General features: G+C 45.5%; 22 protein-coding genes. 13 read left to right on the forward strand and 9 right to left on the reverse strand.

The window, feature by feature from the left end:
• Positions 1–384 precede the first annotated feature (384 nt).
• Entirely contained in the window at positions 385–981 is a 597-nt protein-coding gene (gene wrbA / locus DK187_RS19530) for an NAD(P)H:quinone oxidoreductase (RefSeq protein ID WP_111608983.1), read from the forward strand.
• 102 nt (positions 982–1083) lie between these two features.
• Here the strand turns inward: wrbA and DK187_RS19535 are convergent, their stop codons facing one another.
• Positions 1084–2043, reverse strand: coding sequence for a class 1 fructose-bisphosphatase (locus DK187_RS19535; RefSeq protein WP_111608984.1), 960 nt, complete (start codon positions 2041–2043; stop codon positions 1084–1086).
• A gap of 147 nt (positions 2044–2190) precedes the next feature.
• Between DK187_RS19535 and DK187_RS19540 the strand changes: the two genes are divergently transcribed.
• Positions 2191–3159 (forward strand): zinc transporter ZntB, encoded by a 969-nt coding sequence (locus DK187_RS19540; RefSeq protein WP_162623563.1) that lies wholly within the window; start codon positions 2191–2193, stop codon positions 3157–3159.
• Positions 3160–3229: 70 nt separating this feature from the next.
• On the opposite strand, the gene rpiA is transcribed toward DK187_RS19540, so the two are convergent.
• Complete coding sequence (rpiA, locus tag DK187_RS19545) at positions 3230–3901, reverse strand: ribose-5-phosphate isomerase RpiA (RefSeq protein WP_111608986.1); 672 nt, start codon at positions 3899–3901, stop codon at positions 3230–3232.
• Positions 3902–4195: 294 nt separating this feature from the next.
• Between rpiA and ilvA the strand changes: the two genes are divergently transcribed.
• From ilvA to DK187_RS19565, 4 genes are all read left to right on the forward strand, one after another.
• Complete coding sequence (gene ilvA / locus DK187_RS19550; protein WP_111608987.1) at positions 4196–5701, forward strand: threonine ammonia-lyase, biosynthetic; 1506 nt, start codon at positions 4196–4198, stop codon at positions 5699–5701.
• A 134-nt stretch (positions 5702–5835) separates the two neighbouring features.
• Positions 5836–7569 carry an arginine--tRNA ligase gene (gene argS / locus DK187_RS19555; RefSeq protein WP_111609012.1) on the forward strand — a complete coding sequence of 578 codons (1734 nt, stop codon included), beginning with the start codon at positions 5836–5838 and terminating at the stop codon, positions 7567–7569.
• Between the two features lie 119 nt (positions 7570–7688).
• On the forward strand, positions 7689–8669 hold the full coding sequence (locus DK187_RS19560; protein WP_111608988.1) for a type I asparaginase: 981 nt from the start codon (positions 7689–7691) through the stop codon (positions 8667–8669).
• A gap of 77 nt (positions 8670–8746) precedes the next feature.
• Positions 8747–9616, forward strand: coding sequence for a DMT family transporter (locus DK187_RS19565; protein WP_111608989.1), 870 nt, complete (start codon positions 8747–8749; stop codon positions 9614–9616).
• A gap of 12 nt (positions 9617–9628) precedes the next feature.
• Here the strand turns inward: DK187_RS19565 and DK187_RS19570 are convergent, their stop codons facing one another.
• The 6 genes from DK187_RS19570 to DK187_RS19595 all read right to left on the reverse strand — a co-directional run bounded on the left by DK187_RS19570 (position 9629) and on the right by DK187_RS19595 (position 15732).
• The gene (locus tag DK187_RS19570) at positions 9629–10249 is read right to left on the reverse strand and encodes a ubiquinone biosynthesis accessory factor UbiJ (protein ID WP_111608990.1); all 621 of its coding nucleotides are present in this window, start codon (positions 10247–10249) and stop codon (positions 9629–9631) included.
• Between the two features lie 40 nt (positions 10250–10289).
• A complete protein-coding gene (locus DK187_RS19575; RefSeq protein WP_111608991.1) occupies positions 10290–10673 on the reverse strand; it encodes a gamma-butyrobetaine hydroxylase family protein in 384 nt (127 codons plus the stop codon).
• A gap of 73 nt (positions 10674–10746) precedes the next feature.
• Positions 10747–12069 (reverse strand): ATP-dependent protease ATPase subunit HslU, encoded by a 1323-nt coding sequence (gene hslU / locus DK187_RS19580; RefSeq protein WP_111608992.1) that lies wholly within the window; start codon positions 12067–12069, stop codon positions 10747–10749.
• A 77-nt stretch (positions 12070–12146) separates the two neighbouring features.
• Positions 12147–12698: an ATP-dependent protease subunit HslV gene (gene hslV, locus DK187_RS19585; protein ID WP_111608993.1), complete on the reverse strand. Its 552-nt coding sequence runs from the start codon at positions 12696–12698 to the stop codon at positions 12147–12149.
• A gap of 116 nt (positions 12699–12814) precedes the next feature.
• Positions 12815–13423 carry an SPOR domain-containing protein gene (locus DK187_RS19590; protein WP_111608994.1) on the reverse strand — a complete coding sequence of 203 codons (609 nt, stop codon included), beginning with the start codon at positions 13421–13423 and terminating at the stop codon, positions 12815–12817.
• A gap of 77 nt (positions 13424–13500) precedes the next feature.
• Positions 13501–15732: a primosomal protein N' gene (locus DK187_RS19595; RefSeq protein ID WP_111608995.1), complete on the reverse strand. Its 2232-nt coding sequence runs from the start codon at positions 15730–15732 to the stop codon at positions 13501–13503.
• Between the two features lie 268 nt (positions 15733–16000).
• On the opposite strand from DK187_RS19595, the gene rpmE reads away from it, so the two are divergent.
• The 4 genes from rpmE to DK187_RS19615 all read left to right on the forward strand — a co-directional run bounded on the left by rpmE (position 16001) and on the right by DK187_RS19615 (position 19135).
• Positions 16001–16216 carry a 50S ribosomal protein L31 gene (rpmE, locus tag DK187_RS19600; RefSeq protein ID WP_111608996.1) on the forward strand — a complete coding sequence of 72 codons (216 nt, stop codon included), beginning with the start codon at positions 16001–16003 and terminating at the stop codon, positions 16214–16216.
• Between the two features lie 8 nt (positions 16217–16224).
• Positions 16225–17007 carry a thermonuclease family protein gene (locus DK187_RS19605; protein ID WP_111608997.1) on the forward strand — a complete coding sequence of 261 codons (783 nt, stop codon included), beginning with the start codon at positions 16225–16227 and terminating at the stop codon, positions 17005–17007.
• A gap of 170 nt (positions 17008–17177) precedes the next feature.
• Entirely contained in the window at positions 17178–18446 is a 1269-nt protein-coding gene (locus DK187_RS19610; RefSeq protein ID WP_111608998.1) for a malic enzyme-like NAD(P)-binding protein, read from the forward strand.
• A gap of 128 nt (positions 18447–18574) precedes the next feature.
• Positions 18575–19135 (forward strand): LOG family protein, encoded by a 561-nt coding sequence (locus DK187_RS19615; RefSeq protein ID WP_111608999.1) that lies wholly within the window; start codon positions 18575–18577, stop codon positions 19133–19135.
• Between the two features lie 62 nt (positions 19136–19197).
• On the opposite strand, the gene DK187_RS19620 is transcribed toward DK187_RS19615, so the two are convergent.
• A complete protein-coding gene (locus DK187_RS19620; RefSeq protein WP_111609000.1) occupies positions 19198–21642 on the reverse strand; it encodes a penicillin-binding protein 1A in 2445 nt (814 codons plus the stop codon).
• A 168-nt stretch (positions 21643–21810) separates the two neighbouring features.
• On the opposite strand from DK187_RS19620, the gene DK187_RS19625 reads away from it, so the two are divergent.
• The 3 genes from DK187_RS19625 to DK187_RS19635 are packed head-to-tail and all read left to right on the forward strand — an operon-like array spanning position 21811 to position 24623.
• The gene (locus DK187_RS19625) at positions 21811–22773 is read left to right on the forward strand and encodes a hypothetical protein (RefSeq protein ID WP_162623564.1); all 963 of its coding nucleotides are present in this window, start codon (positions 21811–21813) and stop codon (positions 22771–22773) included.
• Entirely contained in the window at positions 22745–23455 is a 711-nt protein-coding gene (locus DK187_RS19630) for a hypothetical protein (protein ID WP_111609002.1), read from the forward strand. The genes DK187_RS19625 and DK187_RS19630 overlap by 29 nt, the downstream gene beginning before the upstream one ends.
• Positions 23448–24623: a type IV pilus secretin PilQ gene (locus DK187_RS19635; RefSeq protein WP_111609003.1), complete on the forward strand. Its 1176-nt coding sequence runs from the start codon at positions 23448–23450 to the stop codon at positions 24621–24623. The genes DK187_RS19630 and DK187_RS19635 overlap by 8 nt, the downstream gene beginning before the upstream one ends.
• The last annotated feature ends 3 nt before the right edge of the window (positions 24624–24626 follow it).

Raw genomic sequence — 24626 nt, forward strand, 5'->3', positions numbered from 1 at the left:
ACCTTCTTCTATTGGAAACCAAGTGCTAAAAATAAATGTGGGGATCCTTAAGGCTTTAGCCCGACAAGACGTGATGTGTTGTAGCGAGCTTTTTTTGACGGCCTAAAGACCGACCTACAGCTTGTGACGTACGGTTTTAACTATATCTCACCCTGGTATTCGCTTCGCTTGCGCCTGTTTCGTAGGCTCAACGCGTCAGCGCGAATCCAATGCCAAGATGAAAGAATCAGCGCTTTTCCCTTGTGAAAGAAGTGAGGCTTTGAAAATAATCCTCATCAATGTCCAAGCAAAGTTCAAACAATGCTAAACCTCGTCTATCTACCTTTAAAATTTAGGTTCTACGTCTACAATGAATAGACTGTTTAATTGAACAAGGAGTTTGAGATGACAAAAGTGTTAGTTCTTTATTATTCAAGTTATGGTCATATTGAAGCAATGGCTAATGAAATAGCGCAAGGTGCTCGCAGTACTGGTGCTCATGTAGATATTAAACGAGTGCCTGAATTGATGCCGGAAGATGTGGCTAAAAACTCAGGTGTGAAGCTTGATCAAGACGCTCCGGTAGCGAAACCTGATGACTTGGTAAATTATGATGCCGTGATTTTTGGTTCGCCAACGCGCTTTGGTAATATGGCATCTCAAATGAGAAACTTTTTGGATATGACTGGCGGCCTATGGGCGCAAGGTAAGCTTGTAGGTAAAGTCGGTAGTGTTTTCACTTCCACTGGTACGGGTGGTGGTAATGAAACCACGATACAGTCTTTCCATACGACTTTATTCCATCATGGCTTCGTCGTTGTTGGTTTGCCTTATTCTTGTCCTGAGCTTGCTGATATTAGCGAAGTGAAAGGTGGCTCACCGCTAGGGGCTGGAACCATTGCTGGTGCTGATGGTAGTCGCATGCCGTCAGACAAAGAGATTGCGATGGCGCGATTCCAAGGTAAACATGTTGCTGAAATTGCGGCTAAGTTAAGCGCATAAATTTATGTTATGAATTGAAAGAGCAAACGTTTCCGTTTGCCCTTTTTTGTTGCAACCAACCTATCCACATTAAGCCTAAGATGGCTCAATACTTTTATTTTGTTAATAACTTAGGCACTTATCCACTTCGTTTGCAGCGCCAAGAATGACGGCGACACGTTGGTGAATAGCTTCTGGCTGAATGTCCAGAATGCGTTGAGTATGAGTATGGGCTTTACCGCCAGCCTGTTCTAATAGCATCGCCATTGGGTTGGCTTCGTACATTAGGCGTAGTTTGCCTGCTTTGGCTGGGTCTTTGTTATCCCAAGGATAGATAAAAATGCCACCTCGGCAAAGTATGCGATGTACGTCACCTACCATAGCGGCTACCCAGCGCATGTTGAAGTTCTTACCGCGTATGCCATCTTTGCCTTTCACTAGGTCATTGACGTAGTTTTGCATGCTGGCAGACCAGAAGCGTTGATTCGACATATTAATGGCAAATTCTTGTGTGTCTTGTGCCACCTGAACGTTTTCGTGGGTTAATATGAAGACGTGTTTGGTTGGATCGTAGGTGAACATATTAACGCCATTGCCTGTTGTTAGAACCAACATGGTTGATGGGCCATACAGAACGTAACCTGCCGCGACTTGTTCTTTGCCAGGAATCAAAAAATCCGCTTCGGTTGCAGGCTGGTCACCGGTTTGGTGATAGATTGAAAAGATAGTGCCAACCATGGCATTGATATCGATGTTAGACGAACCGTCCAATGGATCAAAGGCGATGAAGTATTCGCCATCGGTATTGGCTGGTACTATGTAGTCTTCTTCTTCCGAAGCAATGGCTCTCACGGCAGGGCAAGCGGTGAGAGCGTCTTTAAGCATGTCGTTTGAAATGACATCTAGCTTCTTTTGTTCTTCACCTTGAACATTTTCATTGCCAGCCATGCCTAAAATACCTGCTAGTGAACCCTGTTTTAGCGCATCGGATATGGCAATGCAGGTGTTGGTTGTTACCGTCAACACAGTTTGTAATGTTTTCGGTGTTGCGCTGGATGCTAAAACATCAGATAAGTTTTGCATGGTATGGCATTTCCTTGTTATTTGAAGTGGCTTAAATTATGCCACTCTAGGCAATGAGTGTCAGCCAAGCTAGGAATTGGAAGGCAAAATAAATAGGGAAAACCAACGTTTTCCGATAATCTACGAAAAATGTTGAGAGGAATAGATATGTCTGCGTTTGTTGTACACAATCTTGAGCTTGATGGTCAAGGTGGTGCTAAGTCGTTGCCACTTTCAGATTTACCTAAGGTTTTACCTGAGCAAGGTTGCCGATGGGTGCATTTAGATTGTTATGAAGAAGAAGGCTATACGTGGCTGTCAAGTGTGGAGGGTATTCCGGAAACAGCGGTAGAGGCTTTATTTGCGGAAGAGACGCGACCTCGTACGGTCAGAATGGGAAAAGGCCTATTATTGACGCTTAGAGGGGTTAATTTAAACCCAGAATCAAATCCATCGGATATGGTGTCTTTACGTCTTTGGGTAACCCCGCATTTTATTGTATCAAGTCGAAGACGCAAATTGCTTTCAGTACAGGGTATAGTAAAGGATCTGAACAACAATGAAGGGCCGACTAGCACGGCAGATGTGGTGGCGATATTAACGGAAACCCTGACCGATAGAATGGCAAAAGTCATTACTGATTTGGAAGACGAGCTGGCTGATTTAGAAGAAAGTATTGGTGAAGGGATTGATGCTGGGCAACGAGATTCGCTTGTTCAGCGTCGTCTCGAGACGATTCGTTTGAGACGTTTTTTAGTACCGCAGAAAGAAGCGATTAACAAGCTCTCTCAGGAAGCGGTATCTTGGATGAGCATAGAGCAAATTGCTCAGGTGCAAGAAGCAGCGAACGATATCACTCGCTATGTCGAAGGGTTAGAGTCATTGCGTGAGCGCTGTTTGTTAATGCAAGAAGAGTTTGCCAATTTACAAGCCGAGAAAATGAATGCTCGCATGTATGTCTTGTCGATTTTGTCAGGAATCTTTATGCCATTGGGCTTTTTGACGGGGTTATTTGGTATCAATATTGGTGGTATGCCTGGTACTGACAGTAACGCGGCCTTTTGGTTGTTCTGCGCGGCGTTGGTGGTGTTGGGCGGTGGTCAGTTTGTGCTGATGCGAAGAAGTCGTTGGTTTTAACGGCTTGTCTTAATCTCATTGTCATCATTCAAAGCCTCGATCGTTTTTCGAGGCTTTGAATGTCATTGCATTATTTCTTTATGGTTTTGATGCCATCTTTTGTGCCTAATAATAAAACGTCTGCAGAACGTTTTGCGAACAAGCCATTCGTCACGACACCAACAATACCATCGATGCTTTTTTCCAGCGCAATAGGATCAAGAATTTTTAAATTGTAGACATCCAAAATATGGTTGCCGTTGTCAGTAACAACGCCTTCACGATACACCGGATCACCGCCTAATTTTACCAATTCACGTGCAACGTGACCGCGCGCCATCGGAATGATCTCAATAGGAAGAGGGAAATCACCAAGTACGTTTACCAGTTTGGATTCATCAGCAATACAGATAAATTCATCGCTGCATGCGACGACGATTTTTTCACGAGTCAACGCGGCACCGCCGCCTTTGATTAAGTGTAAATGTTCATCGGATTCATCTGCACCATCGACATATACACGAATGCTATCAACACTGTTCAAATCATACACAGGAATGCCATGTTTTTTTAAGCGCTCTGCAGTGGCTTCAGAACTGGCCACTGTGCCGTCAAAACGGTTTTTGTGTTTGGCTAATTCGTCAATAAACAAGTTTGCGGTAGAGCCTGTGCCGACACCAACGATAGTGTCTGCTTCTAGCATGGGCAAAATGTAATCAACGGCCGCTTTGGCAACCGCTTGTTTTAATTCGTCTTGTGTCATGGTGGTGTTCACCTTCTGTTATAGTTTTATTAGGGGGATTGTCTGGCTTATTTTAAACGCTAAGCCACCTCTGATGGTGGAAATATTATAGGCGCTTCCAAGAGTGATTGTTACCCCGCCAGATCAGGCTATTTATCGATTTTATACCTTTTTAATGTGGATTTAGAGGACATCTGTCTTTGCGCCAAGAGAAGTGAAAGAGTATATTTCCTACTCGGTTTTTTTTGACTAGCAGTCAGCGTAGATGTCGTTAAGAACATCGTGTTGTCGATTTATATTCGTTTAGGAAACACTATGCCTCATACCATGATCAAAAAGATTCTACAGGCGCGCGTTTATGACGTTGCCGTAGAAACACCACTGTCTCGTGCCAATCAATTATCGAACCGATTGGGCAACGAGATTATTTTGAAGCGAGAAGATTTACAGCCTGTTTTCTCTTTCAAAATTCGTGGGGCATACAACAAAATTTGTCAGTTAACCCCAGAAGAGCGCGCGCGTGGTGTCATCGCGGCATCGGCGGGTAATCATGCTCAAGGTTTAGCCTTGGCGGCGAAGAAACTTGGCATTCAGGCAACGATCGTTATGCCCGCCACCACGCCGGAAGTAAAGGTGAGTGCAGTGCGTAACCACGGTGCTGAAGTGATTTTGTTTGGGGATGCTTTTGATGAAGCCTCGGCAAAGTCTCGTGAAATCATGGCACGTACAGGTCAAGTTTACGTGCATCCATTTGATGACTTGGACACTATCGCAGGCCAAGGCACGATTGGTATGGAAATCCTTCATCAACATGAAGGTAATATTGACGCGATTTTTATTCCTGTCGGTGGTGGTGGTTTGATCGCTGGAATAGCAGCCTATGTAAAATACTTGCGTCCAGACATCAAAATTATCGGTGTTGAGCCAGAAGATGCAGCGTGTTTAAAAATTGCTATGGAGAAAGGCAAACCAACGCGTTTGGCAACGGTAGGGATTTTTGCTGAAGGCGTGGCGGTGGCAGAAATTGGCCATAACACCTTTGCGATTGCAAAAGACACAGTCGACGAAGTGATCACGGTGACGACAGATGAAATGTGTGCGGCGATTAAAGACATTTATGACGATACGCGTGCGATTACAGAACCGGCTGGAGCTTGTGCCTTAGCTGGCTTGAAAAAATATATTGAGCGTGAAGACGCGAAAGGTCAAACGCTGATTGCGATCAACAGTGGCGCAAACGTGAATTTTGACCGCTTACGCCATGTCTCTGAACGGGCAGAATTAGGTGAAAAGCGTGAAGCCATCATTGCGGTAAAAATTCCTGAGCATCCAGGCAGCTTTAAGGATTTTTGCCAAGCTTTGGTTGGCCGTAATATCACTGAATTTAACTATCGCTACGGCGATGATCAAGAAGCCGTTATCTTCGTCGGTGTGGCGTTAGGTGGTAGTCCTCATAGTCGTAAGGAGTTATTGGCCGACTTGAAAGACTATGAAATCGTTGATTTGACAGACGATGAAACCGCTAAAGTGCATGTTCGTCATATGATTGGTGGGCATTTGCGCAGCGATAAAGGTGAGTTACTGTACAGTTTTGAGTTTCCAGAACGTCCGGGTGCCTTGTTGAAATTTTTAAATACACTTGGTGGGCAATGGAATATATCCATGTTTCATTATCGTAATCATGGTGATGCTTATGGCCGCGTTTTGGTCGGTTTGCAAGCGGTGGGTGAAGAAACCGACGTGACGCATTTCTTAGACGAGCTTGGCTATCCTTATCAAGATGAAAATAACAACCAAGCTTGTAAGCTGTTCTTTCGCTAAAAGCGTGAAAATCGGTTATTATTGCTACCATTATTTTTTTGAATTCAGCCCTCTGATTGGTGACAGTCCGAGGGCTGTGTGATTCTAGTATGCCGCTTTAATGAGCGGTGTATTTACTGTTTAAAGGTCTCCTTGTGAATATTCAAACTCTTTTAAATCAACGCATTCAAGCGGCTATGGTGGCGTCTGGTGCTTCTGATTCGGCGCCAGCTTTAGTGCGTCAATCCGCGAAAGTACAATTTGGTGATTACCAAGCCAACGGTATTATGGGCGCCGCAAAAGCGTTAAAAATGAATCCGCGTGATTTTGCCCAAGCCACATTAGATAAGTTGGATCTATCGGATCTTGCCGATAAGGTGGAAATCGCTGGACCGGGTTTTATCAATATATTTTTGAAAAATACTTGGCTGAGCAAAGAGTTAGCGCAATTGCGTACCAGCGACCGTCTTGATGTCAATCCAGTGGCAGCCCCTGAAACCGTGGTTGTCGATTATTCTGCGCCCAATCTGGCGAAAGAGATGCATGTAGGCCATCTTCGTTCGACTGTTATTGGCGATGCTGTGGTGCGCACCTTGGAGTTTTTTGGTCACCATGTTGTTCGTCAAAACCACGTGGGTGATTGGGGAACGCAGTTTGGTATGTTGTTGGCGTACATGGAGCGTTTGCGCGCCGAAAATGCCAAAATCAGCATGGCGCTTTCTGATCTTGAGACCTTCTATCGTGCGGCGAAAACCTGTTTTGACGAGGACGAAGCGTTCGCGGCTCGTGCGCGTGAATTGGTTGTTGCCTTGCAGTCTGGTGATGAAGAATGTTTAGCGCTTTGGGATGAGTTCATTGAAATTTCTATGGCTCACTGTGAAGAAACCTACAAGATGTTAGGTGTCTCTTTAGAGCGTCAGCACGTGATGCCAGAAAGCGCTTATAACGATGACTTACAGAACGTTATTAATGAGCTAAAAGATCAAGGTTTGCTGCAAGAATCCAATGGTGCACAGTGTGTTTTCATGGAAGAGTTCGCCAATAAAGAAGGCGAGATCACGCCCATTATCGTGCAAAAAACCGGTGGTGGCTTCTTGTATGCGACAACGGATTTAGCGGCCGTGCGTTTCCGTCAACATACCTTGAATGCCAACCGTGTATTGTATTTTGTGGATGCGCGCCAATCTTTGCATTTCCAGCAAATTTTCACCTTGTCTCGCAAAGCGGGTTTTGTGAAACCAGAAACCCAATTGGAACACATGCCGTTTGGCACGGTAATGGGCAGCGATGGTAAACCTTTTAAAACCCGTTCTGGCGGTGTGGCAAAATTGTCTTCTTTGTTAGAAGAAGCGCAAGAGCGCGCCTATCAATTGGTGGCATCGAAGAATCCAGAAATGGACGAAGAAGAGCTGCGCAACATTGGTCGTGTGGTTGGTATTGCGTCAGTGAAATACGCGGATTTATCGAAGAACCGTACCAGCGATTATGTGTTTAACTGGGACTCTATGTTGAGCTTTGAAGGCAACACTGCGCCTTACCTGCTGTACGCTTATTCTCGTGTCGCCAGCATCGTTAAACGCTCTGACATTGATGTGGCTAGTTTGACGGGTGACATTGCGATCGATGAGCCGCAAGAGCGCGCTTTGGCGGTGAAATTATGCCAGTTTGAAGAAGCCATTCAACAAGTGGCGAATGATGGTATGCCACATTTCTTATGTGCTTATTTATACGATTTAGCTGGTGTCTTTATGACCTTCTACGAAGCTTGTCCTATTATCAATGCCGAGGAAGAGGTGAAACACAGTCGTTTACAGTTGGCGTTGAATACCGCGTCTACCCTGAAGCTTGGCTTGTCCTTATTAGGGATTGAAACGTTAGAGCGTATGTAAATTCTCTACGGTGGTAATGAACACAATGAAAGGCGCTTTTCTACTGAACAGCGCCTTTTATGTCTTAAGTGACATAATTCGCACGCAAAATAGGATTCGTAAAGAGGAACAGTCAGCAGATGAGAATTTATATAGCCTACACAGGTGGCACGATCGGTATGGTGCCTTCAGATCAAGGTTTAATACCCGATGCGGCGTTTGCTGATCATCTTGCTCAACATCTTAATGAAGCCGATGAGCTTAATCATGAATTTGTCATTGAAGGTTATCCAAGTTTGATTGACTCCTCCAATGCCACCCCGGCAGACTGGCAAACCATCGCCCGTGATATTGAAAGCAAATGGCATGATTTTGACGCCTTTATTGTATTGCATGGCACAGACACCATGGCCTATACATCAGCGGCGTTGTCTTTCATGTTTGCTAATAGCGACAAACCTATCATAGTGACAGGCTCGCAAGTGCCCATGTACAAGGTGCGTACCGATGCCATGATTAATGTGATGGGCGCCATCTCGGCGTGTGAAGAACTTAACGGTGAAAAGAATAGTAATGGTGTGTTTTTATTCTTCGCTGGCCGCTTGATTGAAGGTGATCGCGCTCATAAAGCGCATACCAGTGACTGGCAGGCTTTTAGTTCGCCCAACTGCCCTGAGCGAGGTGTGTTAGGCATTGATTGGCGGTGGCGTTTAACAGAGGCCGTGAAACCTCCCATGGTGATACATATTCCAGATATGGCAGACAGTGCGGTCACTATACTGCCGGTTTTTCCAGGCGTGCAAGCGGCTCATTGGCAAGGTTTATTAAATGATTCGGTAAAAGGGGCGGTATTATTAAGCTACGGCGCTGGTAACGCTCCCGATAAAGATCCCACCCTTTTGGCTTTATTAAAAACAGCGACCGACCGTGGCGTCGTGATTGTGAACGTGAGTCAGTGCGGCGCCGGAAGCGTCGCAGCCGGTGCTTATGCGGCTGGCTCTGCTTTGGTTAAAGCAGGCGTTATTTCTGGTAAAGCCATGACTTACGAAGCCGCTTTTGCTAAGTTGCATTTTTTGATTGGGTCTGGAATGAGTGTTGAAGACATTAAAAAGCTTTTCTAAAAACGTTGGCTTTTCACTGTCTGTACAACCGTAACGTGACGGTGAAAAATCTTATCTAAATTTTAAAGGGAATTGAAATGGCCTTGCTGTATGTACTCTTAGTTCTTATTTGGTCTACGGGATTTATCACCGGTAAGTTAATTGTTGGCCTGATCGACCCTAACGTTTTTCTGAGCATCCGTTTTGTTTTATCGGGTTTACTCTTCCTTGCTATTGCCTTGTGGCAGCGTAGACGTTTTCCTGCTTGGCAAGAATTACCTAAGCATATTATTGCTGGCATGCTAATGAATGGCTTTTATTTGGGCTTTGCCTATGTGGCTATCGCCAAAGGCTTGCCTGCTGGCATCATGGCACTGATTGGCGCGTTACAGCCGGCTTTGGTGACCCTGTTAGCTTTCATACTAATCAAAGAAAAAACGTCCTTCAAAGGTATTCTTGGAATGTTGGTCGGCATGGTAGGCCTAGTGTTGGTCATCAGCCCCGCGCTAGAGTTAGATATGAGCCATGGTGGCGTGACTCTGCTGACGTTTACGTTGGCTTGCGCCGCGATATTTGCCTTGTCACTGGGTGTGACGTATCAAAAAATGTCTATTTCATCGTCTGATATTTTCAGCTCCATGGCGATACAAAACCTCGCGGCCAGTGTCGTCTCGATTGGCTTTATGCTGTTACTTGGTGAAACCTTGTTTGCCGTGCAGCTGGAATCCTTCTTACTCGTTATCTGGGGCGTACTGGTATTATCTGGCGGCGGCGTTTTCTTAATGGTGTGGTTATTGAGAAAAGTGCGAGCCTCACAGGTTTCCACTATGCTGCTATTAGCGCCCCCATTGGCGGCAGTAGAAAGTTATTTCTTATTCAGCGAATCCATGACCACGATTCAGATTATCGGTTTTGTTGTGACAATTGTTGGTGTGTATTTTAGTCGGGCAAAATCTAGTGATCAGTGAAAGAGAAAAGAATTAGTTTTTCTTTTCCAATATTCTCAATTTAGCTTCGGCACGATCAATTAAGGTGCCGAAGCGTTCTATTTCATCGACGAAGTGGTCAAATTCAATTTTGCTGGGCAGTAGCTGACTGTCGGTTTGTAGATGTTGAACCAGTTGCATTCTCATATTGGTGGTGAATTCTTTGCTCCAAGACCATTGGGCGCGAAGTAGACGTGCTAGGGTTGCGGCAGGCAAATCGCCGATGTGATCCGCCAGCAATCCTTCCCAATCGAATTCGAAGTTTTCCATCACTTTATGCAGTGTCATGAGGGCTTGAGCATTGCCTTGAATGCGTAGGTCACCGTCAAAGAAACCATCGCCATCCAATAATTTACGATAGGCTGAACTGGGTCCTTGTACCAGTGTATCTAACCGGGGGTCTAATTCGATTTCATCTAAGCTGTCTGGTTGATGCAGCATTACTCCTTGTTCAAGGATGTGCATTTGTAATATGAAAGAAAAGTCTTCTACATAAAGAAAAACCTGCTGTCCTGCCAGTTTACTCAAGCGGTTTTGGGACGGAGTGTCCTGTTTGAGCGCTAGATTGATCGCTTTTTCAATGGCACTAAGCGCCGATAAACTGAGTGAACTCATAAAAAAACGCTCCGATGGTGAATGGCAGAGTAATAAAAAATTAAAGCTGGTGGATCTGAATGACGGAAGTGTCCCGCGTCTTACCTTCTTTTTCAAGGCGATCAAGGTACATTTGCCAGAGTTCATCGTGGTTTTTGCCAATATTGTAGAGATATTCCCAAGTATAAAGCCCAGTATCGTGACCATCGTTGAAGGAGATCTTTAGCGCATAATTACCCGCGCCTTCAACATTATTGATGGCAACGTCTTTTTTCCCGTATTGCAAAATGGGCATTTGCATGCCGTGACCGCGTACTTCCGCGGAAGGTGAGTGAACCCGTAAGAATTCAGCACTTAGGCGAAAGCTATGGCCATCAGCAAAGGTAAGCGCCAATTCGCGTGATTTTTTATGGTAGTTGATGTTCGTCGGGACAGGCTTAGACACGGTCTTTTTCCTATAAAGCCCCTTCTATGAAGGGGCGTGCAATAAGGGCTATTGTAAAGAGAGATGATTCCAATTATAGAATATATTGGCTCAAATCTTCATTTTTAGCGATTTCCCCTAGTTGTTCATCAACATAAGCCGCTGTAATGTCGACGGTTTGATCGTCTGGCATGTCGCTGGCGGAATAAGACACTTCTTCAAGTAAGCGTTCGAGTACCGTATGTAAGCGTCGTGCACCAATGTTTTCCGTACGCTCGTTCACTTGGAACGCAATTTCAGCGATGCGGTGAATGCCTTCTTCGGTGAAGTTCAGGTTGATATTTTCCGTTTTAGCAAGCGCGACGTATTGTTTCGTCAATGACATGCTTGGCTCGACTAAAATACGTTTGAAATCGTCTACTGTTAGCGCATCCAGTTCAACTCGAATGGGCAAACGGCCTTGTAGTTCTGGAATCAAGTCTGATGGTTTAGACAAATGGAAGGCGCCAGACGCAATAAATAAGATGTGATCGGTTTTGATCATGCCGTATTTCGTGCTGACGGTGCAACCTTCGACCAAAGGCAATAAATCGCGCTGTACGCCTTCGCGAGAAACTTCTCCGCCAGAGCGTTCTGAGCTTTTAGCGACTTTATCGATTTCATCTAAGAAGACAATGCCATTTTGCTCGACGGCTTCTACTGCGCGAGCTTTCAGTTCTTCTTCATTAACGAGCTTTGCTGCTTCTTCGTCGCGAACTTGGCGCAAAGCGTCTTTGACTTTCATTTTACGCTTTTTGGTTTTTTGTGAACCAAAGCTGGAAAATAAGTTTTGTAGCTGACTGGTCATTTCCTCCATGCCTGGTGGTGTCATAATTTCAACACCCATTGGTGAATCGGATACATCAATATCGATTTCTTTATCGTCCAATTGGCCTTCACGTAGTTTTTTACGGAAAGTCTGACGAGTGCTATTGTCTTGTAATTCCGGATCACCGCCGCGAGCGGGGGGTAATAACACATCAAGAATACGGTCTTCTGCGGCATCTTCGGCTTTATGGCGTAGCTTTGCCGTTTCTTGTTCGCGAAGCATTTTAATTGCCATTTCAACCAAGTCACGAATAATCGACTCTACATCACGACCAACATAACCCACTTCAGTGAATTTTGTGGCTTCAATCTTGATGAAAGGTGCGTTGGCCAGTTTGGCTAATCGGCGAGCGATTTCTGTTTTACCTACCCCTGTTGGGCCTATCATTAAGATGTTTTTAGGCGTGACTTCTGCACGCATATCTTCAGGAAGTTGCATGCGACGCCAGCGGTTGCGTAGCGCGATGGCGACCGCACGTTTTGCTTTCTGCTGACCAATAATGTGGTTGTCCAGGGCGTTAACCGTCTCTCTTGGGGTCATGCTGCTCATTGTTAATTCTCTTTTAAATTCTTGTATGATGTTGTCTGCGTCGCTTTGCGGTCTGATTTTTCTCTGTTGATGGAGAATTATTTAGACTTATCTTCAAGCTGCGGGTCTATGGTAATTTCTTCTATGGTTAGGCTGTGATTTGTAAATACACAAATATCGGCAGCGATGTTGAGACTCTTCTCAACAATGTCTTTGGCAGACAAGTCAGTATTATCAATCAAAGCTCGCGCCGCGGCTTCGGCGAAGTTGCCGCCAGAGCCAATAGCCAAGGCACCGTGTTGTGGTTCAACCACATCGCCCGTACCCGTAATGATTAGGGTGCTTTCTTTGTTAGCGACAATCAGCATGGCTTCTAATTTGCGTAACGCTCGGTCAGAACGCCAGTCTTTAGCAAGGTCTACTGCAGCCCGTACTAAGTGGCCTTGGTGTTTTTCAAGTTGGCCTTCAAAGCGTTCGAATAGGGTGAACGCATCCGCCGTACCGCCAGCAAAGCCAGCAATTACTTCACCACGATAGAGACGGCGCACTTTACGAGCGTTGCCTTTCATCACAGTGTTGCCTAAAGATACTTGTCCATCGCCGCCTACGACGACTTGATTGCCTTTGCGTACAGTAAGAATCGTTGTCATGGTCTACTCCCGTTTCGATTCTAACGAAATGGGGGCAAGCGGGAAGATTTCAAGCGAGGATTGCATACAGAACAAGCTTTCATGATCTGTATGCAATTTATGCAGAGTTTTGAAGCTTACTCTTTTTTAATTTTATAAGAGTAAGGAGAGATTGATAAAGAGACGAGTTTATCTTCTGCGCGATTCATTTTTGAACGTGAATCATAAGGACCAAGAATCACTCTATACCAAGCCTGTTCGTCTTTATCCATGGTTTTGCGAACGCTGGCTTCAACCAAACCGGACAAGATGAGTTGAGCACGCATGCGATCAGCGTCTTCAAGGTTTCTAAAAGAAGCGGCTTGGAGCATGTAATAATAATCTTGCTCCCCGCGAGGTGTAGACTGATAAGCATCGACATGGCTGGTATCAACCTTGCTGTCTTGTAATATTTGATAGAACTCAAAGGTGTCTTTTTTCGGAGCAACACTGACTTCTTCTGCTTTCTTAGGCGCCGGTGTAGGGGCTGGTTTTGGAATCGCCTTGGGCTTTTCTATTGCTGCGGGTTGTGTAGCGGGTGCGACTTGGTTTAGTTGTGTCAGGCCATAAATGAAAGCGATGACTATGATGGGCACAAGAAGCCAAAGCCACCATGTGGTTTTGCGTTGCTGTGGAGGAGGTGTTCGACGAGTCGCGCCTTTTTTTGGACGACTTCCTTTTGCTGCAATTTGAACAGGATTAAACATAATTTTGGCTTTTGGTTTTTAGCTTTGGCATAAGTAAATAGGGATCAGTGTGAGTTGCGCACATTATGCGGCCAAGATCAGTAAGTTTCCAGTGGATCGACATCAATTGCAAAGCGAATTCTATGCTGTTTAGTGGATTGCTCTAGCCATTCAGTCATCATTTGGGTGGCTTGGTGCAAGGGCCCACGTTGAGCGGCTTTAATTGAGATAAGCGCCCTGTGCTGGCCTGCTTTGCGTACTATGATAGCGGTATAGGGACCAACCAGATAAACCTCTTTGGCGAAGAAAGGCTCTAAGTCGTTTCTCATCGCGGATAACAGTTGCATGGCTTCCTGTTCATTGCCGGATTCAGCACGAACGATGACTTGATGATAAAAGGGCGGAAGTGATAAAGATTTACGCTCGGCCAGTCCATCAATGGCAAAGTGTTCGTAACCAAGATTACACAGGCATTCAATCGCAGCATGATCGGGGTGATAGGTTTGCAATAAGACGTGGCCTGGTTTTTTCGCGCGACCAGCGCGGCCAGCGACCTGCGTGATAAGCTGAGCAGTGCGCTCCATACCTCGAAAATCAGAAGAAAATAACCCAGCATCGGCGTCCATAATGATGACAAGGGTGACGTTAGGGAAATGATGTCCTTTGGCGAGCATTTGTGTGCCAATGAGAATGGCTTGGTCATGCTCATGGATTTTCTGGGTAAGTTTTGCCATGGCCGATTTACGTTGGGTACTGTCACGGTCAATACGTAAAATAGGCACTTCTTTGAACAGTGTGCTGAGTTGGGTTTCAATTTGCTCTGTACCTTCACCAACGGTAAATAACTCTTCCGACTGACATTCAGGGCAAGTATGAATGAGCGCTTTTTGCGTATCACAATGGTGACAATGCAGTTTGTTAGCACGTTTGTGTACCGTGAGGTTAACATCGCAATGATCACAGGCGGCAATCCAGCCACACTGGTGACACATTAGAGTGGGGGCGTAGCCGCGACGGTTCAAAAATACCAGTACTTGTTCTTTGCGTTCTAAGCATTGCTTCATGTTTACGAGTGCTTGTTCGCTGAAACCATGTACCAAGCTTTTTCCTCGTAAGTCTACTCTTTCCATTTTAGGTATCTGTGCGTTGCCAGCTCGCTGACGCAGTTTGAGCCAAGCAAAGCGTTTTTGCAGGGCGTTGGTTAAACTCTCATATGACGGTGTGGCCGAAGCAAGTAAGACGGGAATATTCAGTGCTTGAGCGCGTTTAATCGCAAGATCGCGTGCGTGATAACGGAAGCCTTCATGTTGTTTGTATGAGGTATCGTGTTCTTCATCAATAACGATTAGGCCAAGGTTGGGGGCGGGGATGAAAGCCGCGGATCTTGTGCCGATGATGATCTTAGCATGGCCGCTTGCGGCTAACAGCCAAGCGTCTAACCGCTCTCTGTCACTCATGTTAGAGTGCATCAGCACAATATCGGTGTTGAAACGATTCTCAAAGCGTTTTAGTGTTTGTGGTGTTAGGCCTATTTCTGGCACCATCACCAGAATCTGTTTTCCCTCTTCGATCAGGCGTGCCATGACACGTAAAAAAACTTCGGTTTTACCGCTCCCCGTCACACCGTCTAATAAGGCGACATGGAACTGGTGGCGATAATCCAATATATGCTCTGTCGCTCGCATTTGCTCCATGTTCAGTGTCGGAGGTATTTGTGTCACATGGGCATGTCTTTCTCCGCCTTTGTTAAAAGAGCGGGGTTCTTTGCGCAAGAGTCCCTTTTCCTCCAGAATCTTGGCAGCACTAGGTGCAAGGTCTAAGACTGAGGCGGCATGCTGACTTAAACCATTAGGGTGTTGTTGTACGGCTTTTAAAAAGTCTTGTTGACGTGGTGCACGACTGAGTTGTTCCAGTGAAATGGCTTGTCCTTTTTCTGTCGTAAACCACCAATTTTCTGTACGGAACTCGGCATTTTCACCTTTGCGCAAAAGAATAGGCAGCGCATGAAAGATGACATCACCAATGGGGTGATGATAATAGCGTGCTGCCCACTCACACAGGGCCATTAATTCGGCGCTAATAACAGGGCTTTTATCATGCAGTGAGGTGAGCGGCTTAATCTGCTCTGGGTCCCACTCGCTGTGGTCACTAAGAGCGACAATCACCCCAAGACGGCTACTTTTGCCAAAGGGGACCTTGACTCTCATGCCCGGTTTTAGCTCATGCCGCAGGGTAATGGCTTTGGGGACTTTGTAGTCGAATAAGGTCCGCATTGGCACAGGTAACGCGACTTTTATGTATGGAGAAAGAGTGAGAAGCACTTCAGACATGCGTTAGATTAGGCCTTGTTCAGTAAAGCAAAAGATAGCATTTTTATTAATGGGTAAGTGTACGTCAGAGTAGTGGGTTGGTGCGAGTGACAATTTTATCAGCAAAGCATGATAAAAAGGTTGCCGATTGAGCAATAGATCCCTAAAATACGCCACTCTTGCGCAATACTGTACAATGTCTGTACAAAAAAACGTGCGGTGCTTGGCGCGGCAATAGCCCATTAATGATCGACCAAGTGGCGGCACATTAAACCCAAAGGTATATACGATGAAAAAAGATATTCACCCAAATTACTCTGCAATTACAGCAACTTGTACTTGTGGTAACACGCTAAACCTACATTCAACGCTTGGTAAAGACATGCACGTTGACGTATGCAGCAACTGTCACCCATTCTACACAGGTCAACAAAAAATGGTTGATACTGGTGGTCGTGTTGATCGCTTTAACAAGCGTTTCGGAGCACGTCGTACTACTAAGTAATTGGTGGCATGATAGTGATCCCATTAAAAAAGCGCCAAGTTTGCTTGGCGCTTTTTTTGTTTTTGTCCTTTGCGGCTCATGGTGATGCTACCTGTGTAGCAACAGGAACGCTTGAGAAGGCCCAGATCAAGAGAGTTGTGGACGGTGATACGGTTCATCTGACGGATGGTCGAAAAGTGCGATTAGTGGGTATTGATACCCCAGAACTGGATCACAAAAAAGGCAATCATGAGCCTTTTGCGGTTGAGGCGACGCAGTTTCTTCGCTCTCGTCTCGATCAATTTGTTTACCTGCAAGAGTCCAAAAATGATCAAGATAGATACGGTCGTTATTTGTACTACCTTTTCGATAAAGATCGTATTTCACTGACGAGTCAGTTACTATCCGAAGGACTTGGTTATCGTATTGCGATTCCTCCAAACTTAGCCTATCAAGATTGTTTTGAGGCCGCTGAAGACACAGCTCGCAATGCGCATAAGGGATTATGGCAGCAAAATTTGCAATGGCAGCCAAAAGCTGGCTTTGCAATCTCTCGTGTTAACATCACTTCCATTACTCAGAACCGAGGAGGTTGGTGGCTAGAAACCGATCAGGATCTAGTGATCAATTTGCCACCTAATACTATCGACTATTGGTCTGCTCAAACAGTATTTGCGTTTGAAGGCAAGGAAATAGAGGTACGTGGTTGGCAACATCAAAGGAAAAGCCGGTATTCAGACTTTAAATCTTGGGTTTTGTCAGTAAGACATCCGAATGATTTGCGTGAAATCAACGTTTCTAACAAGCATTGATTGATAGAATATTCCTATGGTTTTACGCTTTAAAGTAATGAGTATATCGATTATTCTGGCGACACAGAATTATAAGGTGCCACTTTCGAAGCTTTTGTAGGCTTGGGGACAAGGCCCAGTTTGGCTATGATAAAACTAATTAATAACACCAAATAGACGGAAACATCATAATGGCAGAAGATATAAAGCAAGCAGCGTTGGATTATCACCAATATCCAGTTCCAGGCAAACTTAGCGTTACTATTACGAAACCAACAGCAACCGCTCGTGATCTTTCTCTCGCTTATAGCCCAGGTGTGGCTGAGCCTTGTCGTGAAATCGCAAAAGACCCAGAAGCGGCTTACCGTTATACCGGTAAAGGCAACTTGGTTGCCGTGATCTCTGATGGTTCTGCGATCCTCGGATTAGGCAATCTAGGCCCATTGGCAAGTAAGCCAGTAATGGAAGGTAAAGGTTTATTGTTTAAGCGCTTTGCTGGTATTAACTCCGTTGATGTGGAAGTGGAATCTGAAAGTCCACAGGCATTCATTGATACTGTGGCTCGTATTGCCAACACATACGGCGGTATCAACTTAGAAGACATCAAAGCACCTGAGTGTTTTGAAATTGAACGTCAATTGATCGAGCGTTGTTCTATTCCGGTTTTCCACGATGACCAACATGGTACAGCGATTGTTACCGCGGCGGGTCTGTTGAATGCGCTTGAGCTTCAAGGTAAAGACATTGCTGACGCTAAAATCGTTTGTCTTGGTGCGGGTGCTGCCGCAACCGCGTGTATGAAGTTAATCATTGCATGCGGTGCACAGCGCGAAAACATCTTCGTTCTTGACCGTAACGGCGTTATTCACTCTGGCCGTACGGATTTGAACCAATTTAAAGCCATGTTTGCGATTGATACGGATAAGCGCAATTTGGACGATGCGATCGATGGCGCTGATGTTTTCATCGGTGTATCTGGTCCAGATTTATTGTCTGCAGAACAGCTTGCGAAAATGGCGGCGAATCCAATCGTTTTTGCTTGTTCAAACCCAGACCCAGAAATCAATCCAGAGCTTGCTCGTGCAACGCGTGATGATTTGATCATGGCAACAGGTCGTTCAGATTATCCGAACCAAGTAAATAACGTACTTGGTTTCCCTTTCATCTTCCGTGGTGCTTTAGACGTTCGTGCGACTAAAATCAACGAAGAAATGAAAGTTGCGGCTGTGCATGCTCTGAAAGATCTTGCGAAAGAAGAAGCACCTGCGGATGTGGTTGCAGCTTACGGTGGCGCACCATTGAGCTTTGGCAAAGAATATATCCTGCCAAAACCAATGGATTCTCGTTTGCTTAACGTGGTGTCTGCCGCGGTGGCTCGTGCAGCGGTAGATTCCGGTGTGGCATTGCTGCCATACCCAGATTTTTATCCACTAGAGAATCTTGATCACTTCGGTGCTTAATCGAATCTTGATCTGTTACAAGGCGGCTCTCTAAAAAAGAGCCGCTTTTTTTATGGCTAAATAGTATTAATACGGTATTTTCATTGATCAATAAGCAGGAATAGCTTGGATTAACTAGGAGTTGTGTCATGAAAGTTGCAATATATTGTGGCTCCGCTGCGGGTAATTCCCCCGAATATGCCAATGGCGTAAAAGCGTTGGCCGTGTACCTTGCTGGGCAAGGGATAGACATTGTTTACGGCGGAGGAAATGTTGGCTTAATGGGGGTGATAGCGAATGCAGCCTTGCAAGCTGGGGGAAGAGTCATTGGCGTGATTCCGTCTCATCTTGAGTCCAAGGAAATCGCTCACACAGGATTAACCGAACTCCATGTGGTAGCCAATATGCATGAGCGTAAAGCTAAGATGAGCGAATTGGCTGATGCATTTGTGGCGCTTCCAGGTGGGGTAGGGACCTTGGAGGAAATGTTTGAAGTGTGGACCTGGGGGCAACTTGGTCTACATAGTAAACCTTGTGTCTTTTATAATTTAAATGGCTTTTATGATCCTCTCTTTACCATGGTAGACAGTATGCAGCAGGCAGGCTTCGTGAAGCAGTCTTACATTGATATGGTTATTAAAGAGAGTACCCCAGAAACCTTGCTAGCGGCCGTGAAAGCTTACCAAGCTCCTCAGCCCAAGTGGAGCTAGAGCGTTCAAAGAGATAAAAATGCCAGCACTGGGCTGGCATTTTTATAGGCTATAAACCTAGGTTAGAACAAGTTTTCTAACGCATTGGTTTCTTGCTTCTCTTCGCGTGATTCGCTGTCGCGATTATTGTTTAATGTTGGCAAGTTTAGATTGCGTTGTGGCGGTACGTGATCTTTTCTAAAAATCTCAAAAATAGCATTAGATTGACCAGGTAAAGCACGCTCTCCAGTATTAGGGTCAATGCGAACGGTCACTAAAGAAGAAGGTTTGGTCACGAAAGACAGTGGAGTGCCCTGTAGAGCGTCTCTCATGTAATCTATCCATGCTGGAAGTGAAACAGAGCCGCCCCATTCCCCTCTACCGAGGGGCGATGAGTTATCAAAACCACTCCATACGGAAGTGACCAGTTCACCATTGAAGCCTGAGAACCAAGCGTCGCGAACATCATTTGTGGTGCCTGTTTTGCCTGCTAGATCGTCGCGTTCTAATACCCTAGCGCGTCGTCCTGTACCGAGTTTAATGACATCTCGCATCATGTCGTAGATTATGTAATTTACTTCAGGATCAATAACTTGAGGCGCCATTGGTAGGCTAACGATGCCCTCTGGAGTATCAAATAATCCCATTTGAGGTTCATCGTCTGTGGTTTTCTCAAGTGGCGTGCACGTTACGCATACTGTGGCCGGGCTAGCTTGAAATAAGACATTATCATTCCGATCGATGACCTTATTGATGAGATAGGGTTGTACTTGATAACCACCATTGGAGAAAACAGCGTACCCTGTTGCTATTTGCAGTGGCGATAGGTTAGCACTGCCTAAAGACAACGACAGGTTATAAGGTAGATCGTCTGGATCAAAGCCGAACTTGCTCAAGTAATTGAGAGTAGGGCGAATACCGAGCTCTTCAAGTAAACGCACAGACACGATATTTTGTGAACGATACAGAGCCTCACGTAATCGTGTAGGGCCATAAAACTTACCACCATCATTGGTTGGACGCCATGCGGACTCTAAATTTCTATCATTAAAAACCACAGGGGCATCATTGATAATGCTGGCGGCCGTGTAGCCGCGATCCAACGCACTGGCGTAAATAAAGGGTTTGAAATTAGAGCCTGGCTGGCGCTTAGATTGAGTAACACGGTTAAACTTGTTCTCAAAGAAATTAAAGCCGCCCACTAATGCTTGAATCGCACCGTCTTTACTGTTGAGAGAGACAAGAGCGCTTTGAATGGAAGGTTTTTGTGCTAGTAACCATTCAAGTTTGTTATCTGGGCGTAAGCGAACAATATCACCGGGCACCAATACATCAGCCACTTTAGAGGGATATGGACCTTGGGAATCTTCGTTTATATAGGATCTTGCCCATTTAACAGCCTCCCATGGTAGGGTGGCGCGTTCACCATTTGCAAGACGTACATCTGCCGTTGTGTTTGTGGTAGACAGCACCAATGCCGTTTGCCAGTTTTTAAACCTTCCTATGTCTTGTAAGGCCTTTTTCTGCTCTTCCAGCGGGGCATTAATCAGGTCAGTACGTTTCTCAAGAGAGCCTCGGTAGCCGTGGCGCATATCGTAATCTAGTACGCCATTGAAAATGGCTTCGTTGGCGGCTTTTTGTCGTTTCGAATCAATGGTCGTGTAGACCGTCATTCCCGTACTGTAAAGGTTGTCTCCGAAGGTGTTGTAGAGCTCAGCGCGCACCATCTCGGCAATATATCCAGCTTCAATATCGGGCATAACTCCGTGGTTTTTAGCTGTTATTGGTGATTCTACGGCATTTTGGTAAGCGTCTTTGTCTATCATGCCAAGTGATAACATGCGTTGCAGTATCCAGTTACGACGAATCAATGCACGGGAAGGGTTTGCCACAGGGTTAAAACGCGACGGTGCTTTTGGCAGACCGGCTATCATGGCCAACTGGGCAAGATCCAGTTCACTTAGGTTTTTGCCATAATACACTTGAGCGGCAGCCTCAAAGCCATAGGCACGATTTCCTAAGTAAATCTTATTGACGTACAACTCAAGAATGTCGTGTTTTGACAGTTCGCGCTCCATTTTTAAGGAAATGAAGATTTCGGTGAATTTGCGCGTGAAGGTTTGCTCAAAGGATAGAAAATAGTTTCTAGCCACTTGCATCGTGATGGTGCTACCACCACTTTGAATTTGTCCAGTGGTGACCAGTTGCATGACGGCTCGGCCTAAACCAAGGATATCAACGCCTGGATGGTGATAAAAATTGGTGTCCTCAGCCGCTAAAATAGCATGCTCTAAGTTGGGCGGGATCTCTGAATAGCTGATAGGTGTGCGGCGTTGCTCACCAAACTCACCTATTAGTAGGTTGTCGGCAGTATAGATGCGTAACGGAATTCTTAGTTCGATGTCTTTGAGCTCTTCAACCGTAGGAATGCGATCTTTTACACTGTAATAGATTGCATAGGTGATACCGACCGCACAAAGGGTGCCAAAGAGGCCGAGAATAAAGAGTATTTTTAGTGCCTTAGCCATATAAATCCAATGGATGCTGGATGGGAAGTCCCCATTATACCTAAGATGATTACAGAATAGGTGGTTAACTTTGCATCAAATCGTGTTATCTTGTTAAAAATTTGGTCAGGATGCCAAATAAAAATTACGCCCTGTTGCTGATTATTTCAAGGATGAATGATGACGCTCATGTCTGCCTATTCTGTGGCCATATATTCGGCCGAAAAATGCACGTTCCATACCCCCAGTGAGTCTGTTGAGTGGTTAACGTCCTACGCTTTAGAGGATCACCTGACGATAGATGCTTCGCATCTGTTATCGATTCAACAAGCCTTATCATTTGATAGTGTTCCTACTTGCTCTCGTATCGTTGTTTTGATTCCCGATGACTGGCTTTCGGTCTCTCAATGCTCTCTGGAACATTCTGTTCCTTCATCGTTATTGCCTTTAGCGGCGTTGAGTCACGCTGTCGAGACAAGCTTTTTGCCACCAGAAACCTTGGTGTTTAATTACCAGTGCTTAGACGTGTCCGTTGGAGATCGTCAATTGCGCGTATTTGCCTGTGCGGCGGAGTGGGCTGAGCAGCTTTGTTTACCTTTTCAATCTATTGCGAAATCTTGTCTATTGATGTCGCAAAGTCAGTGGCTGGGGATGTCGTCTCGTGATCGCACTTGGGCCCATTGTTCGCAGCACGCGCTCTCGCCTTATCAACCTAATAAAGTAAAGCAGCAACGAGCTCGTCGCCTTTGGGTTGTGTTAGGTGGAATAAGCGTTTTACTGCATTGTGCGGCGGTGCTGTATTCATTTTATCTACAGGATGAAGCTGCACAGATGATCCTAGCTCGTCAGCAAACATTAGCGTCTCAATCCGCCTGGTCCTCAGAGGAAGAGGTGGGAGGGATGACGGAATCTGTATTGTCCCTAATTCAGGCTTTACCCGATTCCGTTCGCCTTGAGGGGGTGAATAGTGAGTTAGAGGGGATGTCTTTTGAAATGACATTGTTGGAGCAAGATTTAGACGTATTGCTCTCTCGTTGGCAGCAACAATACCCAGATTGGCGTTGGGAGATTGTGCAACAGCAATCTGATTCGTCTTTGGTAAGAGCACATAAGGACGTGGTAGATGTCTCTATTAGCGTATTTGAAAAGTAGCGCATTCTTTTCCTTCGAAATCACCCGTTCGATTGTTCTGTTATTCATCTTGTTACAAATGGCGGTTTGGTATCCCTTTTTGTCGAATTTGCACGACGACGTAAGTCAACATACAAGACTCAATAATCAAGCCGAGGATGAATGGCGACAATGGCAAAAACGGGCTAATTATCTGCGGCAAATGCACTTTGCTGATGACCCTTGGGTTCAACAACAAGTGGTGGCAACAGACGTTGATAGGTCCACACAATGGCTTATTGAGGGGACTGCGTCACTGACAGAATGGCAAAGCGTGTTGGAGCGCGTAGAGGCGCAGCTGCCTTTGGTTTTGCGCTCTGTGTCTTGGCAAAGAGCATCGAAGGGGAATTGGCAAGGTCGGTTGCGATTTGGTCTCGGTATTCCTAAGCGGAACCGAGAATACCATAACTGGTTGCCGACCCAATTACGCACACGGCAGTTCAACAAAGAGGATTGGCGACTGGTATCGACTATGCGAGTAGGTGAGGCAGTGTCAGCCATGCTGACCTATAAAAACCATCGTTATTGGATAACCCGGGGAAGCTGGTTGCCTGCCGCTGGCATGACAGTGAATGCGGTTTCGTTTGATCAAATTACCCTGGTGGCAAGGGATGGTGTGATACAGGAATTAAAGGTACGAGAGGAGGTTGATCAATATGAATAAGGGGTTGTCTCGTTTCCTTCTCGGTTTACTTTGCGTATCACAGTCTGCTTTGGCAATGGATGTGTATTTTGAATCGCGTCCACTGCAAGAAGTATTGCCTTGGCTGGCATCACAAATGAATGAGAGTGTGGTGATTAGTCCTGAAATTGATGACCTGTTAACGCTGTCTATTAAGGATGCGAGTTGGAAAGATGTGATGGAGTCGATTGCTCAACAGCCGAATTTAAAACTGCAATGGCAAGGTCGAGTCGCTATTCTGATGCCAAATGAGGCATCATCCATTGATGCAAATCCTTCTAGTGTGGTTTGCCAGAAAGAGTATTGGGTGATAAAACACGCCAAAGCCGACATCGTTGGTCAGCACTTACAGGTCTTATATCCGGCGTTATCTTTAGTTGTAGATGACAGGACCAATTCCATTATTACCCATTCTTGTGATGCGCCTGAGGGAATAGAGGAAACATTGGCATGGTTGGATGCACCGTTGCGACAAATTGAAATCAGTGCCCAAATCGCTCAAGTCAGTCGTACGGCGCAATCACAGTTCGGTGTTAATTGGCAGGCTAAGTTGTCAGATGGCGTGCGATCGTCTTTAGGTGGCGCTATCGATTTAGGTGCCTTGGTACCATCGACAAATGTAGATTTTTCAAGTGTCGGTGGCTCCGGATTATTGGCCTTTACATTGGATATGATGGAAAGTGAAGGGCTGGCAAATGTTGTTTCAAAGCCAAAGATAGTGACCTCAGAGGGGCAGCCAGCTCGGATTGAATCAGGGACAGAAGTACCTTATCAAACAGTGAACGACGACAAAGTCAGTATAGAGTTTCGTCAAGCGGCACTCATGTTAGAAGTGACCCCCTTTGTAAAAGAAGGCGAGCATATTTTGTTATCACTTAATATTCACCAAGACTCGGTTGGGGATTTAGTCAATGGTGTACCAAGCTTGAAAACCAATCGATTAAAAACACAAGTGGTGGTGAAAAACCAAGAGACGTTGGTTTTAGGCGGGATTTTTCGCGAAGAAAGCTTCGAGTCTGAAAGTCGAGTGCCTTTCTTAAGTGATATTCCATTGGTGGGTGAGTTGTTTAAAAGGCGCTCAGAACAGCAAGAAAAGGTTGAATTACTTGTATTTATTACACCAAAGCTGCTACAAATGTCAGTTAACTAGGCC

Origin of the sequence: Marinomonas arctica (genome assembly GCF_003259225.1) — a bacterium.
Classification (GTDB): domain Bacteria; phylum Pseudomonadota; class Gammaproteobacteria; order Pseudomonadales; family Marinomonadaceae; genus Marinomonas; species Marinomonas arctica.

Excerpts from the sequence above, each read along its gene's own strand:
- wrbA (WP_111608983.1), top strand. The coding sequence starts at position 385 with ATGACAAAAGTGTTAGTTCTTTATTATTCAAGTTATGGTCATATTGAA.
- DK187_RS19535 (WP_111608984.1), bottom strand. The coding sequence starts at position 2,043 with ATGCAAAACTTATCTGATGTTTTAGCATCCAGCGCAACACCGAAAACA.
- DK187_RS19540 (WP_162623563.1), top strand. The coding sequence starts at position 2,191 with ATGTCTGCGTTTGTTGTACACAATCTTGAGCTTGATGGTCAAGGTGGT.
- rpiA (WP_111608986.1), bottom strand. The coding sequence starts at position 3,901 with ATGACACAAGACGAATTAAAACAAGCGGTTGCCAAAGCGGCCGTTGAT.
- ilvA (WP_111608987.1), top strand. The coding sequence starts at position 4,196 with ATGCCTCATACCATGATCAAAAAGATTCTACAGGCGCGCGTTTATGAC.
- DK187_RS19560 (WP_111608988.1), top strand. The coding sequence starts at position 7,689 with ATGAGAATTTATATAGCCTACACAGGTGGCACGATCGGTATGGTGCCT.
- DK187_RS19565 (WP_111608989.1), top strand. The coding sequence starts at position 8,747 with ATGGCCTTGCTGTATGTACTCTTAGTTCTTATTTGGTCTACGGGATTT.
- DK187_RS19570 (WP_111608990.1), bottom strand. The coding sequence starts at position 10,249 with ATGAGTTCACTCAGTTTATCGGCGCTTAGTGCCATTGAAAAAGCGATC.
- hslU (WP_111608992.1), bottom strand. The coding sequence starts at position 12,069 with ATGAGCAGCATGACCCCAAGAGAGACGGTTAACGCCCTGGACAACCAC.
- hslV (WP_111608993.1), bottom strand. The coding sequence starts at position 12,698 with ATGACAACGATTCTTACTGTACGCAAAGGCAATCAAGTCGTCGTAGGC.
- DK187_RS19590 (WP_111608994.1), bottom strand. The coding sequence starts at position 13,423 with ATGTTTAATCCTGTTCAAATTGCAGCAAAAGGAAGTCGTCCAAAAAAA.
- DK187_RS19595 (WP_111608995.1), bottom strand. The coding sequence starts at position 15,732 with ATGTCTGAAGTGCTTCTCACTCTTTCTCCATACATAAAAGTCGCGTTA.
- rpmE (WP_111608996.1), top strand. The coding sequence starts at position 16,001 with ATGAAAAAAGATATTCACCCAAATTACTCTGCAATTACAGCAACTTGT.
- DK187_RS19605 (WP_111608997.1), top strand. The coding sequence starts at position 16,225 with ATGATAGTGATCCCATTAAAAAAGCGCCAAGTTTGCTTGGCGCTTTTT.
- DK187_RS19610 (WP_111608998.1), top strand. The coding sequence starts at position 17,178 with ATGGCAGAAGATATAAAGCAAGCAGCGTTGGATTATCACCAATATCCA.
- DK187_RS19615 (WP_111608999.1), top strand. The coding sequence starts at position 18,575 with ATGAAAGTTGCAATATATTGTGGCTCCGCTGCGGGTAATTCCCCCGAA.
- DK187_RS19620 (WP_111609000.1), bottom strand. The coding sequence starts at position 21,642 with ATGGCTAAGGCACTAAAAATACTCTTTATTCTCGGCCTCTTTGGCACC.
- DK187_RS19625 (WP_162623564.1), top strand. The coding sequence starts at position 21,811 with ATGTCTGCCTATTCTGTGGCCATATATTCGGCCGAAAAATGCACGTTC.
- DK187_RS19630 (WP_111609002.1), top strand. The coding sequence starts at position 22,745 with ATGTCTCTATTAGCGTATTTGAAAAGTAGCGCATTCTTTTCCTTCGAA.
- DK187_RS19635 (WP_111609003.1), top strand. The coding sequence starts at position 23,448 with ATGAATAAGGGGTTGTCTCGTTTCCTTCTCGGTTTACTTTGCGTATCA.